The sequence below is a fragment of the Agromyces sp. NPDC029043 genome (assembly GCF_055564615.1).
In genome coordinates, this window is the sequence record NZ_JBVHVX010000004.1 from 26,691 (window position 1) to 44,770 (window position 18,080).

Below are 18,080 nucleotides of genomic sequence, written 5' to 3' on the forward strand. Positions count from 1 at the left end.
CGTCGCGGGCGTAGGCTGCCGCAGTGGCAGACGGTGCGACGACCCCCGAGTCGATGGCGCGTCCGCCCGCGCGGCGCGGCGGGAACGGCCTGCAGCTCGGCCTGCTGATCCTCAACCAGTTGCTGGCGGGGGTCGGCGTGGCCACCGGCATGGCGCTCGCCGCGATCCTCGTGACGGAGCTGACCGGGGCCGAGGCGCTGGGCGGCCTGTCGCAGTCGTCGAGCGTGCTGGGCGCCGCGATCGCCGCCGTGCCGCTGGCGCGTCTCGCGGTCCGCTCGGGGCGGCACGTCGCGCTCGCGACGGGCTACGCCTGCTCGGCCGTCGGCGCCGTCCTCGTGGTGACGGCGGCGGCGACCGGCTTCGTCGTCGTCGTGTTCGTCGGGCTCGCGGCGTTCGGCGTCGCGACGGCGGCCGGCCTCCAGGCGCGCTTCGCGGCCACCGAGGTCGCCACGCCCGGCTTCGAGGCGCGATCGATGTCGCTCGTGCTGTGGGCGACGACGATCGGTTCGGTGGCCGGACCCCTGCTGTCGTCCACGGGCGACGAGCTGGGCCGCGCGGTGGGGCTTCCGGCGCTCGTGGGCCCGTTCGTGCTGTCGGGCACGGTGTTCGCGATCTCGGGGCTGATCGCGGCGTTCGCACTCAGGCTGCCCCGCGCCGGCCATCTCGAGGCCGACGCGGGGGCGAGCGGCTCCGACGCCGCGGTCGGGTCGTGGGCGGCGCTGCGCACCGCGTTCGGCGAGGCGCGCTCGAGGCTGGCGATCCTCGCGATCGTGTGCTCCCACACCGTCATGGTCGGCGTCATGGTCATGACGCCGGTGCACATGACGCACCACGGCCTGCCGATCGCGCTGGTCGGCGTCGTCATCAGCATCCACATCCTCGGCATGTTCGGCGCGAGCCCCATCATGGGGTGGCTCGTCGACCGCATCGGCTCGACGCGGGTGATCGCGATGGGCGGGGGCATCCTGCTCGTGGCGACGGTACTCGGCATCGTCGCGGGCGACTCGATGGCGCTGATCCCCGTGGCCCTCGGCCTGCTCGGACTGGGATGGTCGGCCGGGCTCATCGGCGGGTCGACGCTGCTCACCACGAGCGTGCCGGCGGCGATCCGCGTGCCGTTGCAGGGTGCGACGGATGCCGCGATGAACGTGGCGGCCGCGACCTCCGCCGCCTTCTCGGGGCTGGTGCTCGGGTTCGCCGGGTTCGCGGGCGTGAACGTGGTCGCGATCCTCGTGCTGGTGCCGCTCCTGCTCGCCGGCATCTCGGTCGGGCGCGCGAGCCGTCGCCCGGTCGCACAGCCCTGAGCGGCGGCGACCCGGTCTGAAACCGAGTCGCGGTCGGCATTCACGTTCCTCCCAGTACTCGCGAGGGATCCTCACAAGCGAGCGTGATGGGCTGTCATGTCCCCCTGAATGCCGACACGGAAAACCCCCGATTCCCTCGTGCCTGAAACTTCCAAGAACGTCCCCCTGCCCGATTCCCGCCGCTCGACCTTCCGCGCACCCCACCCCGACGCCGCACGCGAGTTCGATCTCGCGCTGCCGGCTGCGTCGCCCGCCGCGGACCCCGTGGACGACGACGCGGCTGCGACCCGTCGCCGCGCCGAGTCCGTCGCCGCAGTGATCGCCGGACTCGACCTGCCCGACGTCGCTCCCGAGGTGCCCGGCCGTCGCCGCTCGACGGCGCCGCGCGCGCCGGAACTCGCCGAAGCGAGTGCCGAGCCGACCGCCGACCGCGATGCGGCGCCTGCCCCGGCGCATCCCCGCCACCGCGCCGACCGGCTCGGCAATCGACGACCCTCGAGCGGCCTTCGCCGCTCGCTCGTGCTCGGGATCGCCGCGACGCTCGTCGGCGGTGCCCTCGTCACGGGCGTGGTCGTCTCCGGCGCCGATCGCGACGCTGCCTCCGCGACCGCCGCCGAGCAGGCCCGGGAATCCGCGATCGACGCGGCTGCCGCGGGCGACGCCGCCGCCGACGAGCTCGAGTCCGAGGTCGACACGTCGCGACCCGTGGTGACCGGCGGCCTCTCCACCGAGGAGGCCCCCTTCACGGGCGGGACCGAGGTCACCGTCGAGGGCCGCAACCTCGACGCGGTCGCCCAGGTGAGCGTCGCCGGCGCGCCCGCGCAGATCGTCGCGGCGACGCCCGACGCGATCACCTTCGCCGTCCCCGCGGTCGACGACGCGGTCCGCGGCGAGGTCGCGGTCCAGCTCACGGATGCCGCGGGCACGCCCATCGACATCGAGACGCCGGCCGCGCCATCCGCCCCCGCGACCTCGACCTCGACCGAGGGCCCGGCGACGGCCGCCGGCGCGGCCGTGACGCCGGACCCGCTCACGATCACCTACACGGCCGACCCCGGCATCGAGGCGCAGGTCGCCTACGTGCTCACGTACTGGGCGTCGTACAACTCGGCCCAGTACCCGGTGCTGAGCGGCGTCGACTGCGCGAACTTCGCCAGCCAGTCGCTCATCGCGCGCGGTTGGGCGATGGACGGCGCGTGGTACTACGACGCCGGAACGCGGCAGATGTCGCCCTCATGGTCGAGCTCGACCGCACTGCGCGACTACCTGCTGACGCAGCCGGCGCGGGCCACGCCACTCTCGGACGCGCAGCGCGACCAGGTCAAGGTGGGCGACATCGCGCAGTTCGACTGGGACGCCTCGGGCGACCGCGACCACACCGCGATCGTCACGCGGGTGGAGCACACCGACCACGGCACCAAGGTCTGGGTCGGCGGACACACCAAGGACGCCGACTACTGGGACGTCGACCAGGCCCTCGCCACGGGTGGCGGCACGGTCTCGTATTTCTCCCTGAGCTGACCCCAGGCGTCGTGGCGCCGCTTCCCAGCCAACTCTGATCGAGTCGGGAGGAACACCCCACCTTCGCCCCAGTAGCCTGAGCGCGAGCCGAGGCCGATCCTTCCGACGTCGGCGGCTCCAGGGGGAACCGGGGGTCCGACATGGGAGTCCAGACCGCGCTCGACGTCGTACGCCGAGCGCCATCGCTGATCGACGCCATGCGCCTGTCGGACGACCTCGCGTTCGAGGCCGGTCGCGAGCCCGGCGTCCGCACCAATCGGGTGCTCGTCGACGCCGTGCGCGGCGACGATCAGCTCGTCGTCATCGCCGCCGTGCACGCGCTCGGCGGCGTGCTCGACCGTGAGGCCGGTCGGGAGCTCTCCCGGCTGCTCTCCGACGAGCGGCCCTTCGTGCGCGAGCACGCCGCCTGGGCGCTCGGCTCGGGCCTGCCCCGGTTCGACGGCATCGGCCGGCTGCTCGGGATGGTTGCGACCGGGGGCTTCCCGGGCATGCTCGCGCAGCGGACGCTCGAGCAGTGGGCCGATGCCGTCCACGAGCCCATCGTCGTCGGGATCGAGGGTGCGCTGCTCGGCATCGCCGAGCCCGAGGCGCGAGCGCGCCTCGTCGAGACGCTCGGCCTCGTGCACGCCCGGCTCGCCGATGCGCCCCTGGCGCGACTCGCCGCGGACCCACGGGAGCCCGACGTCGTGCGCGCCGCTGCCGCGGCGGCGCTCGGCGACCGTCCGACCGGCGACACGGCGAGCGAGGTCCTCCACCGGCTCGCCGGTGGCGAGGGGCCGCTGGCCGAGGTCGCCCGGCTCGCGCTCATCGACCGCTCGGCGGCGGACCGTCCCATCCGGCGTCGCACCGAGGGATGCACCGTCGCCCAGCTGTTCCTGCACGCCGACATCGACCCCGAGCTCAGCGCCGCCGGCGCGGGCGACAACGGCGGGATCGCCACCCTCCTGGTGCGCCTCGGCGACGCGCTCACCGAGGAGCAGGCCGGGCGAGTCGGCCGGGTCGTCACGCTCTCCCGTGGGTCGGCCGCGGACGCGGTGGCCGACGCGCTCTCCCTCGAGGCGGAATCGACCGCGTCCGGGCACGTCTACGCGCGCATCCCGATGCCATCGGGACCGGTGCCGGCAGCGCACGCGTGGCCGTGGCGGGTGTCGGTGCGTCGCGGCATCCGTCGCGCGGTGCGCGCCGCCGGTGGCGTCGACCTGCTGCACCTGCGGATGGCCGAGGTCGGCAGCCTGGCGGCGTCCGAGGTGGCGCGAGAGCTGGGCATTCCCGTCGTCTTCAGCCTCGCGCCGGACCCGCACGGCGTCATCGACTCGCTCGACCGGTCCGGACGGCTGACCCGTGACCGCTTCGGCGACATCGATTCCGTCGAGCACTTCTGGTTCCGCGCCAGGCTGGTGCAGCGGCTCGCAGCGAACGCCGCCCACACCGTCCTGTTCCCGCGCCCGCATCTCCGGGACGAGCTCCACCGCCTCGTCGGCATCGACCTCGAGGCGCATGCCGAGCGGCACACGATCGTGCCCGAGGGCGTCGACCTCGTCACGGCCGAGGCGGCGCTCGACGAGGCGTCGGCGCACGCACGAGGAGCCGCGCCGCCGCCGGCCCTGGCCGAGCTCCGTCGTGTGCTCGAGGCGCTCCCGCACGAGCGCCGCGGACTGCCCCTCATCGTGACCGCCGGCCGCGTGCACCGGGTCAAGGGCACGGCGGCGCTCGTGGACGCGTGGGCGACCGGGCCGCTCGCCGATCGGGTGAACCTGCTCGTCATCGGCGGCGACCTCGAGCGGCCGTCCGCCGACGAACGCGAGCAGCTCGACCTCATCGACGCGATCGTCCCGTCGGCTGGGCGGGCGGCCGCCGGCCTGATCCTGGCGGGCCACCGGCCGAACGACGTGACCGCGCGCTGGCTGGCCGCCGTCCGATTCGGCGTGCCGGGGCTCGCCGCGCCGCGCGGCGTGTACGCGTGCGCGAGCCTCAAGGAGGAGTTCGGCCTCGCCCTGCTCGAGGCGATGGCCGTGGGACTGTTCGTGGTGGCGCCCGACGGCGGGGGACCGGCCACTTACGTCGCGGATGGCGACACGGGCCTGCTCACGGCCACGTGGGATCCCGCGCGGCTGGCCGGGGCGCTCGAGGCCGCCGTGTCCGCCGCCGCCGCTGAGGGGGACGACGAGCGGGCCGACCGGTCGCGCGCAACGGTTCGCGAGCAGTTCACGATCCAGCGGATGGCGCGCACGCTCGCCGACGTCTACCGCGGCGTCGCGCGCGACGAGGCGGCGCTGCTCGACGTCGGCGACCGGACGGCGGCGTCATGACGCTTCTCGTCATCAGCCCCGACTACGCGTCGCACCTGCTGCCGCTGGCCACGCTCGCGACGGCATGGCGCGATCGCGGCGAGCGCGTGGTGGTGGCGTCGGGGCCGGCCACCGCGGGCATCACGGACACGTTCGGCCTCGAGCGACGCGAGTTGCGCCTCGGTCGCGGCTCCAATCCGGGTGTCATCCGAGCCGACCAGCAGCCCGTCGACGAGGGCGCCTCCCTGCGCGGCTTCTTCGCCGCCACCCGCGAGGGCGCGGTCGCGACGTTGCGCTACCAGGCGATCGAGCGGCTCACCGACCTGATGTGGGAGCCGGTCGCGACGGCGCGGGCCACCCAGGGGGTCGTCGACGAGGTGAACCCCGACCAGGTGCTGGTCGACCACCTCGCGTTCAGTGCGCGCCTCGGCCTCGAGACGGCCGGCGTTCCGTACGGCGACGTCGTGCTGGGACATCCGAGTGCGCTCCCGGTGGGGAACGAGGTGTACGGGTACCCGCCCGAGTGGCCGGCGGCGTTCCGTCCCGACCCCGCGGGGCTCGCAGCGTTGCGGCCGCTGTGCGAGCGGGTCTCCGACCGCTTCGCGGAGGAGTGGAACCGGGCCGCGCACGAGCTCGATCCCTCGTTTCCGCCGACCGCGGACGCGTTCGCGGAGCACGGGGCGCTCGTGCTTTACAACTCGCCGGCGGAGCTCGTCGACGACGCGCGGCGGGCGCTGCTCCCGCCGCACCGCTTCCTCGGCTCGGCGCTCCGCGAGGAGCCCGAGTCCGACGACGTCGCCGAATGGCTGGGGACCGCCGGCCCATTCGCCTACGTGAGCTTCGGCAGCTTCCTCTCGGTGCGTTCCGACGTGCTGCGGCGAGTGTCCGACGCGCTCAGGTCGCTCGGCCTGAGGGCGGCCGTCGCGACCGGCTCAGCCGACCCGCGTGAGCTCGGCGACCTCCCATCCGACTGGCTCGTGCGCCCGTACCTGCCGCAGGTGCGACTGCTCCGGGCCGCGGCGGTCGCCGTGACGCACGGCGGCAACAACTCGGTGACCGAGGCGCTCGGGTGCGGGGTCCCGCTCGTGGTACTGCCGTTCTCCACGGATCAGTTCGCCGGCGCCGCGGCGGTGGAGCGGAGCGGGTTCGGCCTCGCGCTCGACCCCAACGCGGCCACGGCGGACGAACTCGCGGGGGCCCTGCAGCACGCGCTCCGCCTCGACGGCGGGCCGCGCGAACGGCTCGATGCGCTCGCGGCGGCCCAGTCGGGACGCCCGGGCCCGGAGGTCGCGTTCGACGCCCTCGACGACACGCTCGGCCTCGAGCGCGTGAGCTGACTAGCCCGAGGCGAGCGCCGAGTCGACGATCCGCTTCGCCTCGGCCTGCACCTCGGCGAGGTGCTCGGGCCCCTTGAACGACTCGGCGTAGATCTTGTACACGTCTTCCGTGCCGCTCGGGCGCGCCGCGAACCACGCGTGCTCGGTCGCGACCTTCACGCCGCCGACCGCCGCGCCGTTGCCGGGCGCCGACGACAGCTTCGCGACGATCGGCTCGCCCGCCAGTTCGGTGGCCGAGATGGCGTCGCCGTCGAGCTTGCCGAGGGCCGCCTTCTGGGCGGCGGATGCCGCGGCATCCGTGCGCTCGTAGGCGGGGTCGCCGAACCGCTCGACGAGCTCGGCGTACAGCTGCGACGGGCTCTTGCCGGTCACCGCGCGGATCTCGGACGCGAGCAGGCACAGCAGGATGCCGTCCTTGTCGGTGGTCCACACCGTGCCGTCCTTGCGCAGGAACGACGCTCCGGCGCTCTCCTCGCCGCCGAAGGCCACCGAGCCGTCGATGAGGCCCGGCACGAACCACTTGAACCCGACGGGCACCTCGACGAGCTTCCGGCCGAGCGACTCGGCGACGCGGTCGATCATCGAGCTCGACACGAGCGTCTTGCCGATCGCCGCGTCGGCCGGCCAGCCGGGCCGGTGCGTGTACAGGTACTCGATCGCGACCGCGAGGTAGTGGTTGGGGTTCATGAGGCCCCCGTCGGGCGTCACGATGCCGTGCCGGTCGGCGTCGGCGTCGTTGCCGGTGAGGATGTCGAACCGGTCGCGGTTGGCGAGCACCGACGCCATCGCATTCGGGCTCGACGGATCCATCCGGATCTTTCCGTCCCAGTCGAGGGTCATGAACGCCCAGCGCGTGTCTACCTTCTCGTTCACGACCTCGAGGTCGATCCCGTACCGGTCGCGGATGGCGCCCCAGTAGCCGACCGATGCGCCGCCGAGCGGGTCGGCGCCGATGCGGATGCCGCTGCGCTTGATGGCGTCGAAGTCGATGATCTGCGCCAGATCCTCGACGTAGGAGCCGCGGAAGTCGTAGGTCTCGACCGCGCTGGGCTCGGCCTGGTTGACGTCGTGCAGGCCGCCCTCGATGAGCTCGTTCGCGCGCTTCGCGATCCAGCTCGTCGCGTCGGAGTCGGCCGGCCCGCCGTGCGGCGGGTTGTACTTGATGCCGCCGTCCTGCGGCGGGTTGTGGCTCGGCGTGATGACGATGCCGTCGGCATCGCCCTCGGCGCGCGTCGCCGGGTCGTTGTTCCACTTCAGGATGGCGTGGCTGAGCGCCGGCGTCGGCACGTAGTCGTCGTACTCGTCGGAGAGCACGCGCACACCGTTCGCGACGAGCACGTCGAGCGCCGTCGTCTGCGCCGGACCGCTGAGCGCGTGCGTGTCGGCGCCGATGAACAGCGGACCGGTGATGCCCTGGCTGTTCCGGTAGTCGACGACGGCCTGCGTGATCGCGAGGATGTGGTCCTCGTTGAACGCCGTGTTGAGGCTCGACCCGCGGTGGCCCGACGTGCCGAACACCACGCGTTGCTCGGGGATCGAGACATCGGGATGCAGGTCGTAGTACGCCCTGAGCAGGGCCTCCACGTCGATCAGGTCGGATTCGGTCGCCGGGGTGCCCGCTCGCTCGTGCATGCCCCCAGTCTGCCCCGCCGCCTCGCCGTGCGACACCCCTTGCCGAGGCATCCGGATGTCACGCCAGCGACTGCACCGCCGTCGCGATCGCGTGGATCGCGAGCCCGGCCAGCGCTCCCACGACGGTGCCGTTGATTCGGATGTACTGCAGGTCGCGGCCCACCTGCAGCTCGATCTTCTCCGTGGTCTCGGTCGGGTCCCACCGCTCGACGGTCTCGGTGATGACCCCCGCGATCTCGTGGCGGTACTTGCCGACGACGTAGGCCGCGGCATCCGTCACCCACACATCGACCTTGCCGGCGAGCTCGGGGTCCGTCGCGAGCCGCGCGCCCACCTCCATGAGCGCCGACCGCACGCCGGCGCGCAGCTCGCTGCCCGGGTCCTCGAGCGACGCGGCGAGCGAGACCTTCACCGACCCCCACACCTCGCCGGCGAACTCGCGCAGTCGCGGGCTGTCGACGAGGTCGGCCTTCAGGCGCTCGACGCGCGCGATCATGACGGGGTCGTACTGCAGGTCGTCGGCGAGGTCGGCGAGCCAGTGGTCGATCGCGTGGCGCAGCGGATGGTCGGGATCGTCGCGGACCGACCGCGCGAACGCGAGCACCTCGCGGTAGGCCTTGTCGTCGACGAGGCCGCCGACGAAGCCGGGCATCCACTTCGGCAGTCGGCTCGACACCATGGCGCCGAACGCCTCGGGGTGCGTGATCAGCCACGCCTCGGCGCGCTCGAGCACCGCGTCGACCGCGGAGCGCTGCTGGTCGGCGGCCACGAGTCGCGCGCCGATGCGGCCGATGGCGGGTCCCCACTCCGGTTCGAGCAGGTGCCTGCGGGCGAGCTGCTCGATCACGTTCGCCACGTCGTCGTCGGCCAGCAGGGCGAGCACGCTGCGGCCGGCGACGGATGCCTCGGCCGTCACGCGCTCGGCGTGCGCGGGTTCGCGCAGCCACTCGCCGAGCCGCCGGGCGACGCCCATCGACCGGAGCTTGCCCGCCACGACGGCGTCGGAGAGGAACTCGTCCTCGACGAAGGCGCCGAGCGCGGCCCCGATCTCGTCCTTCCGGCGCGGGATGATCGCCGTGTGGGGGATGGGCAGTCCGAGCGGACGGCGGAACAGCGCCGTCACCGCGAACCAGTCGGCGATGGCCCCCACCATCGCGCCCTCGGCCGCGGCGCGCACGAACCCCATCCACGGCACGGAGTCCTGCAGCGGGAATGCGACCGCGAACACCGCGGCGGCCACGAGCAGCAGGCTCGTCGCGAGCCGCTTCATGCGCCGCAGGGCGATGCGGCGTTCCTCGTCGGTGGGCAGCGGCGGCCGGGTCGCCGCGGCATCCGTCGTCGTCGCACTCATGCTGGCACCATCCCTTTCTCAGGAGTGTTCGCCGCTGACGCCACGTTTCTCAGGACGCCACGCCGCACCCTGCCTCGACGCGCCGAATATCTCCTGAGAAATGCAGCGCCGTAGGCTGGTCGGCATGACGGATGCCGCTGCGCCACGACCCGACGAGACCTACTCGTACCTCGGGCCGGCGGGCACGTTCACCGAGGCCGCGCTGAAGCAGGTGCCCGAGGCGGCCGGCATGCACTGGCGCAGCGTCAACAACGTCGGGGAGGCGCTCGCCGACGTCGTCGCCGGCCGCTCGACCGCAGCGATGATCGCGATCGAGAACTCCGTCGACGGCGGCGTCTCGGCCACGCAGGACGCGCTCGCCACGGTGCCCGGCCTCCGCATCGTGGGCGAGTACCTCGTGCCCGTGAACTTCGTGCTCGTCGCGCGCCCCGGCACGCGGCTCGACGAGGTGCGCGTCGTCAACGCGCATCCCGTCGCGTACGCGCAGTCGCGGGCCTGGCTCGAGCGCAGCCTGCCCGACCACGCGCACCTCCCCGCGACGAGCAACGTGCAGGCGGCGGCATCCCTCTTCGAGAACGGGCTGGCGGATGCCGCGGTGGCCCCGCCCGGCATCGTCGACCACCTCGACGTCGACGTGCTCGCCGAGCAGATCGGGGACAACCCGCGCGCGATGACGCGGTTCGTGCTCGTGAGCCGGTCGCGGACGATCACGCCGCGCACCGGCGCCGACAAGACGAGCCTCATCGTCGAGCTGCCCGACGACGAGCCCGGGTCGCTGCTGGCGATGCTCGAGCAGTTCTCCACGCGCGGCGTGAACATGTCGCTGCTGCAGTCGCGCCCGATCGGCGATGAGATGGGCCGCTACCGGTTCGTCATCGACCTCGACGGGCACGTCGAGGACGAACGCGTCGCCGACGCCCTGCTCGGCCTCAGGCGGTTCAGCCCCAAGGTGATCTTCCTCGGCTCGTACCCGCGCGCCGACCGGCGCGAGGTCGAGTACCACTCCAAGTACGACGACGAGATCTTCATCGAGGCGCGTGACTGGCTGCGCGGCATCCTGAGCGGGGAACCCGGGGAGGACTGAGCGAGATGTCGGGTTCGGCGACGGGGCCGGAGTTCGATCCACGGTATGACGCGCGGTTCCAGCGCGGCTGGTCGGGGGGCGACCCGGATGTCGCGGCGCCGGCCGAGCCCGGATCGGCTCGCCCGACGCCCGAGGCCGGGGACGCGGTGCCCGCCGACCCGCCGGCCGCGGCACCGGTGCCGGTCGACCCCGCTCCCGAGGGGGAGGCGGCGGTCGAGCTCGGGCTCGTCCCGGATCCGAGCGGGGACCCCCGCCCCGACGCCGAGCCCGGCCTCGGCCCCGACACCGATGCGGGCGCCGAGCCCGGGACCGAGCCCGGGACCGAGACCGAGGCTGAGGCCGAGGCGGCGCAGATCCTCAGGGTCGCCTTCTGGATCGCCTGGGCCGTCGCGGGCGCCGCGACGCTCCTCGGCGCCGGTCTGGTGTGGTCGGTCGTCTCGGTCGAGGACCCCTTCGGCATGCCGAGCGGCGAGTCCGAGATCGTGGTGCGGTCGCTCGCCCAGTTCGCCGCGCCGAGCCTGCTCTCGGCGGGACTGCTCGGGATCGTCGCGCTCACGATCGCCGACGGCGTGCGCCGGGCGCGCCGGCTGCGGTCGCCGCAGGCGACGGAGGCCGGGGAGGCGCCGTGATCCGCGCGGTGCTCGACCGATCGGTGATCGTGCTCGCGGTGCTCGCCGTGGTCGCGGGCGTGGTCCTCTGGCGCGTGATCTCGTGGAACGTGGAGGCCACGACCATCGAGGGCGTGACGATCGACACGTCGCGCGACCAACGTTCGCTCGCCCTGATGTTCATCCTGCCGTACCTGGTCGGGCCCGCGGCCGCGACGCTGCTCGTGGCCGCGCTGCTCGGGCTGCCGATCGTGATCGGGGCCCGGTACGCGGCGATCGTGCGGGCGCGCGGGTCGGCCCGGCCCCGCGCCGCGGGCGGTTCGCCCGGGGCCCGCTGAGCCGCCCTACTGCTCGACGGCCTCCTTGGGCTCGTCGGCGACGGCCTCGTCGGCCTGCTTCGGCTTCGGCGGTTCCGCGACCCGCACCACCAGCGCCTTCGGGTCGATGGTGAACCGGGCGGCGGTGATCTGCCCGCGCTCCTCGCCGTCGATCTCGAACTCCTCGGGGCCGCCGTCGATCACGATGTCGATGGTGCGCCCGCTCGAGTAGACCACCTCGCGGCGCTTGTTCCCGCCGGTCAGGTCGATGAGCTGCCGCCCGAGCGCGCTCTTGCGGAGCACGCGGTTCTCCCAGGCGACCTTGCGCCACACCATGAGCCAGCCCCAGAAGTTGCGCGGCTGCAGCCGCACGACGTCGAGCTGGCCGTCGTCGATCGATGCCTCGGGGATGAGCTCGATGTTGCCGGGCAGGTAGCCGAGGTTCGCGATGAGCACGCTCGCGACGCGCGACCGGTGGGTGCGACCGTCGTCCATGCGGTGGGCGACGCGGAAGGGGGCGGAGTTCGGGATGGCGCGGATCCCGGCGTCGACGTAGGCGAGCCATCCGACGCGCTTCTTCAGGTCGGGATCGGTGTTCGCGATCATGGCCGCGTCGAACCCGATGCCGCTCATGACGAGCGACACCTCGGTCTCGATCGTGCCGTCGGGCCGGCGCACGCGGGCACGCAGCACATCGACCGGGCGGTCCTCGCCGGTGAAGGCGAGCGACACGGCCGCCGGGATGTCGTTGACGGGGATCTCGAGGTTGCGCGCGAACAGGTTGCCCGTGCCGAGCGGGATCAGGCCGACGGGGATCTCCGCATCCTCCAGGCCCTCGGCGACCGCGCGCACGGTGCCGTCGCCGCCGGCGGCGATGATCAGGTCGACGCCCTCCTCGACGGCTTTGCGGGCTTGGCCGGTGCCGGGGTCCTCCTCGGTCGTCTCGATCCACAGCGTCGTGCCGAATCCCTGCTGGGATTCGACCTCGGTGACGACGGCGCGCAGCTCGTCGACGCCCTGCTTCACCGGGTTGAAGATCACCGCCGCCCGCTTGGCCCCGCCCGCGGCATCCGTTCGCTCTTCGCTGCCCGCACTCATGCGTCGAATCTAGGGCATGACGGCGCGGCCCACCCCGGGGTTGCGGCACAGCGGCGCCGTGGGCGAGGGGCCGAAGGCGAGGGCGGATGCCGCGACTACACTTGCACGGGTGATCGACCCCGTGCTGCTCCGCGAGAGCCCCGACCTGGTCAAGCGCTCGCAGGAGGCGCGTGGCGAGTCCGCCTCGCTCGTCGACGACGCCGTCGCCGCCGACACCGCGCGCCGCGCCGCGATCGCCGCGTTCGAGTCGCTCCGCGCCGAGCAGAACGCGTTCGGCAAGCAGGTCGCGACGGCGCCGAAGGAGGAGAAGGCGGCCCTCGTCGCGCAGGCGCAGGACCTCGCGGCGAAGGTGAAGCAGGCCAACGCCGAGGCCACGACCGCCGAGGAGGCGTTCACCGCCGCCGTGCAGCGCCTCGGCAACGTCGTCATCGAGGGCGTGCCCACCGGCGGTGAAGAGGACTTCGACATCCTCCGCGAGGTCGGCGAGATCCCGGCGTTCGGGTTCGAGCCGCGCGACCACCTCGAGATCGGCGAGCTGCTCGATGCCATCGACATGCCACGCGGCGCGAAGGTGTCGGGGGCGCGCTTCCACTTCCTCAAGGGCGTCGGGGCACGCCTGCAGCTCGGCCTCATGAACATGGGCCTCGACAAGGCGATCGCGAACGGCTTCACGCCGCTCATCACGCCCACGCTCGTGCGCCCCGAGGTCATGCAGGGCACTGGGTTCCTCGGTGCGCACGCCGAGGAGGTCTACCACCTGCCGGCCGACGACCTCTACCTCACGGGTACGAGCGAGGTCGCGCTCGCCGGGTACCACGCCGACGAGATCCTCGACCTGTCGGCCGGCCCGATCCGCTACGCCGGCTGGTCGACGTGCTACCGCCGCGAGGCGGGCAGCCACGGCAAGGACACGCGCGGCATCATCCGCGTGCACCAGTTCGACAAGCTCGAGATGTTCTCCTACGTCGACCCGGCCGATGCCGAGGTCGAGCACGAGCGGCTCCTCGGCTGGCAGGAGGAGATGCTGCAGGCGCTCGGCCTCGCGTACCGCGTGATCGACGTCGCCGCGGGCGACCTCGGCTCCAGCGCGGCGCGCAAGTTCGACGTCGAGGCCTGGGTCCCGACGCAGCAGGCGTACCGCGAGCTCACCTCGACCTCGAACTGCACGACGTTCCAGGCACGCCGCCTCGACATCCGCCACCGCACCGAGAGCGGGAAGACCGCGCCCGTCGCGACGCTCAACGGCACGCTCGCCACCACCCGGTGGATCGTCGCGATCCTCGAGACGCACCAGCAGGAGGACGGCTCGGTCGTCGTGCCCGAGGCCCTGCGCGGGTACCTCGGCGGCCTCGAGGTGCTCCGCCCCGTCGAGCGATGAGCGAGCGCTGGTTCGTCGCACTCGACGTCGACGGCACGATCATGCACGAGGACGAGACGATCGACCCGCGCGTGGCCGACGCCGTGGCCTCCGCCGTCGCCCGCGGCCACCTCGTGACGCTCGCGACCGGGCGCTCGTGGTCGACCACGAAGCCGGTGCTCGAGCACCTCGAACTGCAGCCCGACTACGTCGTCACCGCGAACGGCGCGATCACCATGCGCCGCGACCCCGAATCGCCCGAGGGGTGGGTGCGCGCGCACGTCGAGACGTTCGACCCCACCGCCGTGCTCGAGCGCATCCGCGAGGTGCTGCCCGAGGGCCGCTTCCTCGTGGAGCTCGGCGACGGGTACCGCCTGTTCACCGAGGGCATGACCGACTGGAACCTCGAGCGGGCCCGCCAGGTCGAGTTCGAGGAGCTCCTCGGGCAGCCGGCCACTCGTGTCGTCGCGACCTCCGTCGACCACGACCTCGACGAGTTCTTCGCGATGGTCGAGCGCATGGGCCTGCACCATGTCAGCTACGCGATCGGCTGGACCGCGTGGCTCGACATCGCGCCCGACGGCGTCAACAAGGCCACTGCGCTCGAGCGCGTGCGCGGTTGGATGGACGTGCCGCTGCATCGCGTGATCGCCGTCGGCGACGGGCGCAACGACATCGAGATGTTCCACTGGGCGAAGGCCGCGGGGCGCGCCATCGCCATGGGGCAGGCGCCCGCCGAGGTCATCGCCGCGGCCGCCGAGCGCACCGGCACGATCCACGAGGCCGGGCTCGCGGCCGTGCTCGACTCGCTCCCCTGAGGCGCGCCGGCAACGCGGTTCTCGCCGATCTCGGGCGTGATCCGGGGTTCCGCGAGTAGGATCGCCCCGGGGGAGGGCGTGAACGAGTCGGGTTCCGAGCCGAGGGACGACGCGCCGCCGGTCGGCGATGACGCGTCGCACGATCACGCGCTCGACGACGCGCCCGCGCTGGACGCCTCGACCGAGGGGCCGCTCGCCGAGCCGCTGCTGCTCGTGCCGCCGGCGCCGTCCACCGGCCCCATCCCCGCGCCCGTGATGACCGAGGCGGCGCTCCCGCCCGCACGCCACGGTCGCCTCGCGCGCCACGGCGCGGGCCGCACGATCGCGAAGGTCGTGGGCGCGAGCGTCGCCATCGTGGCCGTGAGCGCCGGCGCGATCGGCGCGTTCGCCGTGGTCGACGTCGTGCGCGAGATCAAGCCCGCCGTGCAGCTCGAGAGCGAGGAGATCCTCGAGGACGTGCCCGACATCGGCGCGATGGAGGGCGGGCTCAACTTCCTGCTCGTCGGCAGCGACAAGCGCCCGCAGAGCGGAGCGTTCGGCGACCCCGACATCGACTCGGGCGTGCTGAACGACGTGACGATGCTCGTGCACATCTCGCAGGACCACTCGCACGTCGAGGTCGTGAGCTTCCCGCGCGACATGCTCGTCGACGTCCCGGCGTGCCCCGATCCGGCGAACCCGGACGGGCCCGGCTTCTCCGAGCAGTACGGGGTGAAGATGAACTCGATCCTCAAGGACGGCGGCCTCAACTGCGTGGCGGCCACGGTCGAGCGGCTGCTCGGCATCACGATCCCCGTCGGCGGCATCGTCGAGTTCGACGGCGTCGCCGCGCTCTCCGAAGCCGTCGGCGGCGTCGAGGTGTGTCTGGTCGACCCCATCGACGACCCCTGGTCGGGCCTGCAGCTCGAGGCCGGCACGCACTCGCTGTCGGGCTACCAGGCCCTCGCGTTCCTCCGCACGCGGCACGGCGTGGGCGACGGGAGCGACCTCGGCCGCATCTCGAGCCAGCAGACCTTCCTGGCCTCGCTCGCCCGCAAGCTCCAGTCGAGCGGCACGCTCGCCGACCCGGTCCGGTTGTACTCGATCGCGAAGGCCGTCCTCGCGAACATGACGCTCTCGCAGGCGCTGCAGGATCCGGGCCGGCTCGTCTCGGTCGCGTGGGCGATGCAGGCCATCGACCTCGACAAGATCGCGTTCGTCCAGTTCCCGACCGTGTACACCTCCGACATGTCCGCGGTGGTTCCCTCCGAGTCCGCCGCGGTCCTCGCGTCGGCACTGCAGCGTGACGTGCCGGTCGGCTTCGACCCGTCGGCGACGGGCAACGCCTCCTTCGGCACGGTCGACCCGAACGCGGCCGCCGGTGGCGCGCCGCCCGCCGAGACCGGCGAGGTGCCGGTGCAGACGGATGCCGCGCTGCCGCCGGCCGACGGTGCGACGCCCGCGCCATCCGCCACGGCCCCGCCCACGCCGGACGCCGAGGCGCTGCCCGGCGACGTCACCGGGCAGACGGCCCGGGAGGTCCGCTGCGCCACCGCGAACGGGGGGTGAGGCCGGATCCGCGCCGCCGTCATCGGCCGACGCGACCGGCGCTAGCAGGACCTTTTCAGCCTGCGCGTGGAAGTCTGTCTGGGATGTGCTTCGGCTAGAATCGGGGCCTGCCCGCCCGATGACGCGCCGCGGAACACCGCGGAGCGCCCGCGTGCCGGGCGAGGAGGGCTGTCCGAGCGGCCGATGGAGCTGGTCTTGAAAACCAGTGGGCAGCAATGCCTCGTGGGTTCGAATCCCACGCCCTCCGCATCCGAAGGCGACCGACGACGAGAGAGGAGCCGCCTGAGTGAGCCGATCGACGCCCCCCGCGCGTTCCGACGCCCCTCCTGCACTCGCCCGCCACGGCCGGCTGCGCCGCCATGGCATCTGGTCGACCGTGACGAAGGCCGTCGCCTCGGCCGTCGCGGTCGTGCTCGTCTCGGGCACCGCGGTCGCGGCGTACGCCGGGTTCGACCTCGCCGCCACGGCGAAGCCGAGCGTCACGCTCGGCAATGAGGAGGTCCTGTCCGGAGTGCCCGACGTCGGCGCGATCGAGGGCGGGGTCAACCTGCTCATCGTCGGCAGCGACAGCCGCCAGGGGCAGGGCGACGGGTTCGGCGATCCCACCGAGGAGACCGCCGTCCTCAACGACGTCACGATGCTCATGCATATCGCCGAGGATCACTCGCACGCGTCGGTCATCAGCTTCCCCCGCGACATGCTCGTCGACGTGCCCGCGTGCGACGACCCGCAGAACCCGGGCGAGGAACTGTCCGAGCTCTACGACGCGAAGATCAACTCGGTGCTCTCGCACGGCGGCATGCCGTGCGTGGTGAAGACCGTCGAGGAGCTCACCGGCGTGACCATCCCCTTCGCGGGCATCGTCCAGTTCATGGGCGTCGCGGGCCTCTCCGAGGCCGTGGGCGGCGTCGAGGTCTGCGTCGCCGAGCCCATCGAGGATGAGTACACCGGCACCTTCCTCGATGCCGGAACGCACTCGCTCTCGGGTGTCGCGGCCCTGCAGTTCCTCCGTACGCGCCACGGCGTGGGCGACGGGTCCGACCTCGGTCGCATCTCGAACCAGCAGGTCTTCCTCTCCGCGCTGGCGCGCAAGCTCCAGAGCGACGGCACCTACTCCGACCCGGTCAAGCTCTACGGCATCGCCAAGGCTGCGCTCGCCAACATGCAGCTCTCCGACAGCCTCATGGACCCGGTTCGCATGGTCTCGATCGCGAAGGCGCTCAAGGACACCGACCTCGCCAAGATCGCGTTCATCCAGTACCCGACGGGCTACGTCGACGGGTACGCCGCAGTCATGCCGACCGACTCGGCCGAGATCGTCAACCTCGCCCTCCAGGACGACGTGCCGGTCGCCTTCGACGCCGCCGCGCAGCAGGACTCAACCTTCGCCTCGGCCACCGACCCCAACGCCGTGCCCGCGGAGCCCGCGGCTCCGGTCGAAGAGGCGCCGGCCGAGGAGGCGCCCACGACCGAGACTCCCGCGAGCGAGGCCCCCGCGCCGACGCAGCAGGCCCTCCCGAGTGACGTCAGCGGCCAGACGGCGGCCGAGACGCGCTGCTCGGCCGGTCGATCGCTGGCCGACCAGTAAGCGCGCCCGCGCCGCATCCGCTCGCTCGAATCGTCTTTCGACCGGATGCCGGTTATGATGGCAGTCGCGTTCGCCTTCGGGTGTCCGCGAGGAGACGTCGCATAGTCCGGTCGAGTGCACCACCCTGCTAAGGTGGAGTCCCCGTAAGGGGACCGCGGGTTCAAATCCCGCCGTCTCCGCTCACGAACCGCATCGCTCGCCCGCTGAGGCGCTCGACGGCGCTGCTCGC

The 18,080-nt window shown here is 72.9% G+C and carries 14 protein-coding genes and 2 tRNA genes; 13 read left to right on the forward strand and 3 right to left on the reverse strand.

Annotation, left to right across the window (positions count from 1 at the left end):
- Nucleotides 1–23 precede the first annotated feature (23 nt).
- From ACZ4TW_RS06950 to ACZ4TW_RS06965, 4 genes are all read left to right on the forward strand, one after another.
- A complete protein-coding gene (locus tag ACZ4TW_RS06950) occupies nucleotides 24–1,304 on the forward strand; it encodes an MFS transporter (protein WP_465541487.1) in 1,281 nt (426 codons plus the stop codon).
- Between the two features lie 138 nt (nucleotides 1,305–1,442).
- Complete coding sequence (locus ACZ4TW_RS06955) at nucleotides 1,443–2,825, forward strand: amidase domain-containing protein (protein ID WP_465541488.1); 1,383 nt, start codon at nucleotides 1,443–1,445, stop codon at nucleotides 2,823–2,825.
- A 140-nt stretch (nucleotides 2,826–2,965) separates the two neighbouring features.
- Nucleotides 2,966–5,134 (forward strand): glycosyltransferase, encoded by a 2,169-nt coding sequence (locus ACZ4TW_RS06960; RefSeq protein WP_465541490.1) that lies wholly within the window; start codon nucleotides 2,966–2,968, stop codon nucleotides 5,132–5,134.
- Nucleotides 5,131–6,450, forward strand: a complete 1,320-nt coding sequence (locus ACZ4TW_RS06965; RefSeq protein WP_465541491.1) for a nucleotide disphospho-sugar-binding domain-containing protein — start codon at nucleotides 5,131–5,133, stop codon at nucleotides 6,448–6,450. The genes ACZ4TW_RS06960 and ACZ4TW_RS06965 overlap by 4 nt, the downstream gene beginning before the upstream one ends.
- Here ACZ4TW_RS06965 and pgm read toward each other — a convergent pair whose 3' ends face one another.
- Nucleotides 6,451–8,082: a phosphoglucomutase (alpha-D-glucose-1,6-bisphosphate-dependent) gene (gene pgm / locus ACZ4TW_RS06970; RefSeq protein ID WP_465541493.1), complete on the reverse strand. Its 1,632-nt coding sequence runs from the start codon at nucleotides 8,080–8,082 to the stop codon at nucleotides 6,451–6,453.
- A 58-nt stretch (nucleotides 8,083–8,140) separates the two neighbouring features.
- A complete protein-coding gene (locus ACZ4TW_RS06975; RefSeq protein ID WP_465541495.1) occupies nucleotides 8,141–9,433 on the reverse strand; it encodes a DUF445 domain-containing protein in 1,293 nt (430 codons plus the stop codon).
- A gap of 124 nt (nucleotides 9,434–9,557) precedes the next feature.
- Between ACZ4TW_RS06975 and pheA the strand changes: the two genes are divergently transcribed.
- The 3 genes from pheA to ACZ4TW_RS06990 are packed head-to-tail and all read left to right on the forward strand — an operon-like array spanning nucleotide 9,558 to nucleotide 11,463.
- Nucleotides 9,558–10,517 carry a prephenate dehydratase gene (gene pheA / locus ACZ4TW_RS06980; protein WP_465541497.1) on the forward strand — a complete coding sequence of 320 codons (960 nt, stop codon included), beginning with the start codon at nucleotides 9,558–9,560 and terminating at the stop codon, nucleotides 10,515–10,517.
- Nucleotides 10,518–10,522: 5 nt separating this feature from the next.
- Nucleotides 10,523–11,146, forward strand: coding sequence for a hypothetical protein (locus ACZ4TW_RS06985; RefSeq protein ID WP_465541499.1), 624 nt, complete (start codon nucleotides 10,523–10,525; stop codon nucleotides 11,144–11,146).
- A complete protein-coding gene (locus ACZ4TW_RS06990) occupies nucleotides 11,143–11,463 on the forward strand; it encodes a hypothetical protein (protein WP_465541501.1) in 321 nt (106 codons plus the stop codon). Before ACZ4TW_RS06985 ends, ACZ4TW_RS06990 begins: the two co-directional genes overlap by 4 nt.
- Nucleotides 11,464–11,469: 6 nt before the next feature.
- On the opposite strand, the gene ACZ4TW_RS06995 is transcribed toward ACZ4TW_RS06990, so the two are convergent.
- Nucleotides 11,470–12,540, reverse strand: coding sequence for a diacylglycerol/lipid kinase family protein (locus ACZ4TW_RS06995; RefSeq protein ID WP_465541503.1), 1,071 nt, complete (start codon nucleotides 12,538–12,540; stop codon nucleotides 11,470–11,472).
- A gap of 109 nt (nucleotides 12,541–12,649) precedes the next feature.
- Here ACZ4TW_RS06995 and serS point away from each other — a divergent pair, with 109 nt between their 5' ends.
- From serS to ACZ4TW_RS07025, 6 genes are all read left to right on the forward strand, one after another.
- Nucleotides 12,650–13,918: a serine--tRNA ligase gene (serS, locus tag ACZ4TW_RS07000; protein ID WP_465541858.1), complete on the forward strand. Its 1,269-nt coding sequence runs from the start codon at nucleotides 12,650–12,652 to the stop codon at nucleotides 13,916–13,918.
- Nucleotides 13,915–14,715, forward strand: coding sequence for an HAD family hydrolase (locus tag ACZ4TW_RS07005; protein ID WP_465541505.1), 801 nt, complete (start codon nucleotides 13,915–13,917; stop codon nucleotides 14,713–14,715). Before serS ends, ACZ4TW_RS07005 begins: the two co-directional genes overlap by 4 nt.
- Nucleotides 14,716–14,793: 78 nt before the next feature.
- Nucleotides 14,794–16,263 (forward strand): LCP family protein, encoded by a 1,470-nt coding sequence (locus tag ACZ4TW_RS07010; RefSeq protein ID WP_465541507.1) that lies wholly within the window; start codon nucleotides 14,794–14,796, stop codon nucleotides 16,261–16,263.
- Between the two features lie 162 nt (nucleotides 16,264–16,425).
- Nucleotides 16,426–16,510 (forward strand) — tRNA-Ser (locus tag ACZ4TW_RS07015).
- A 39-nt stretch (nucleotides 16,511–16,549) separates the two neighbouring features.
- The gene (locus ACZ4TW_RS07020; protein ID WP_465541509.1) at nucleotides 16,550–17,851 is read left to right on the forward strand and encodes an LCP family protein; all 1,302 of its coding nucleotides are present in this window, start codon (nucleotides 16,550–16,552) and stop codon (nucleotides 17,849–17,851) included.
- A 90-nt stretch (nucleotides 17,852–17,941) separates the two neighbouring features.
- A tRNA-Ser gene (locus ACZ4TW_RS07025) sits at nucleotides 17,942–18,030 on the forward strand.
- Nucleotides 18,031–18,080 lie beyond the last annotated feature (50 nt).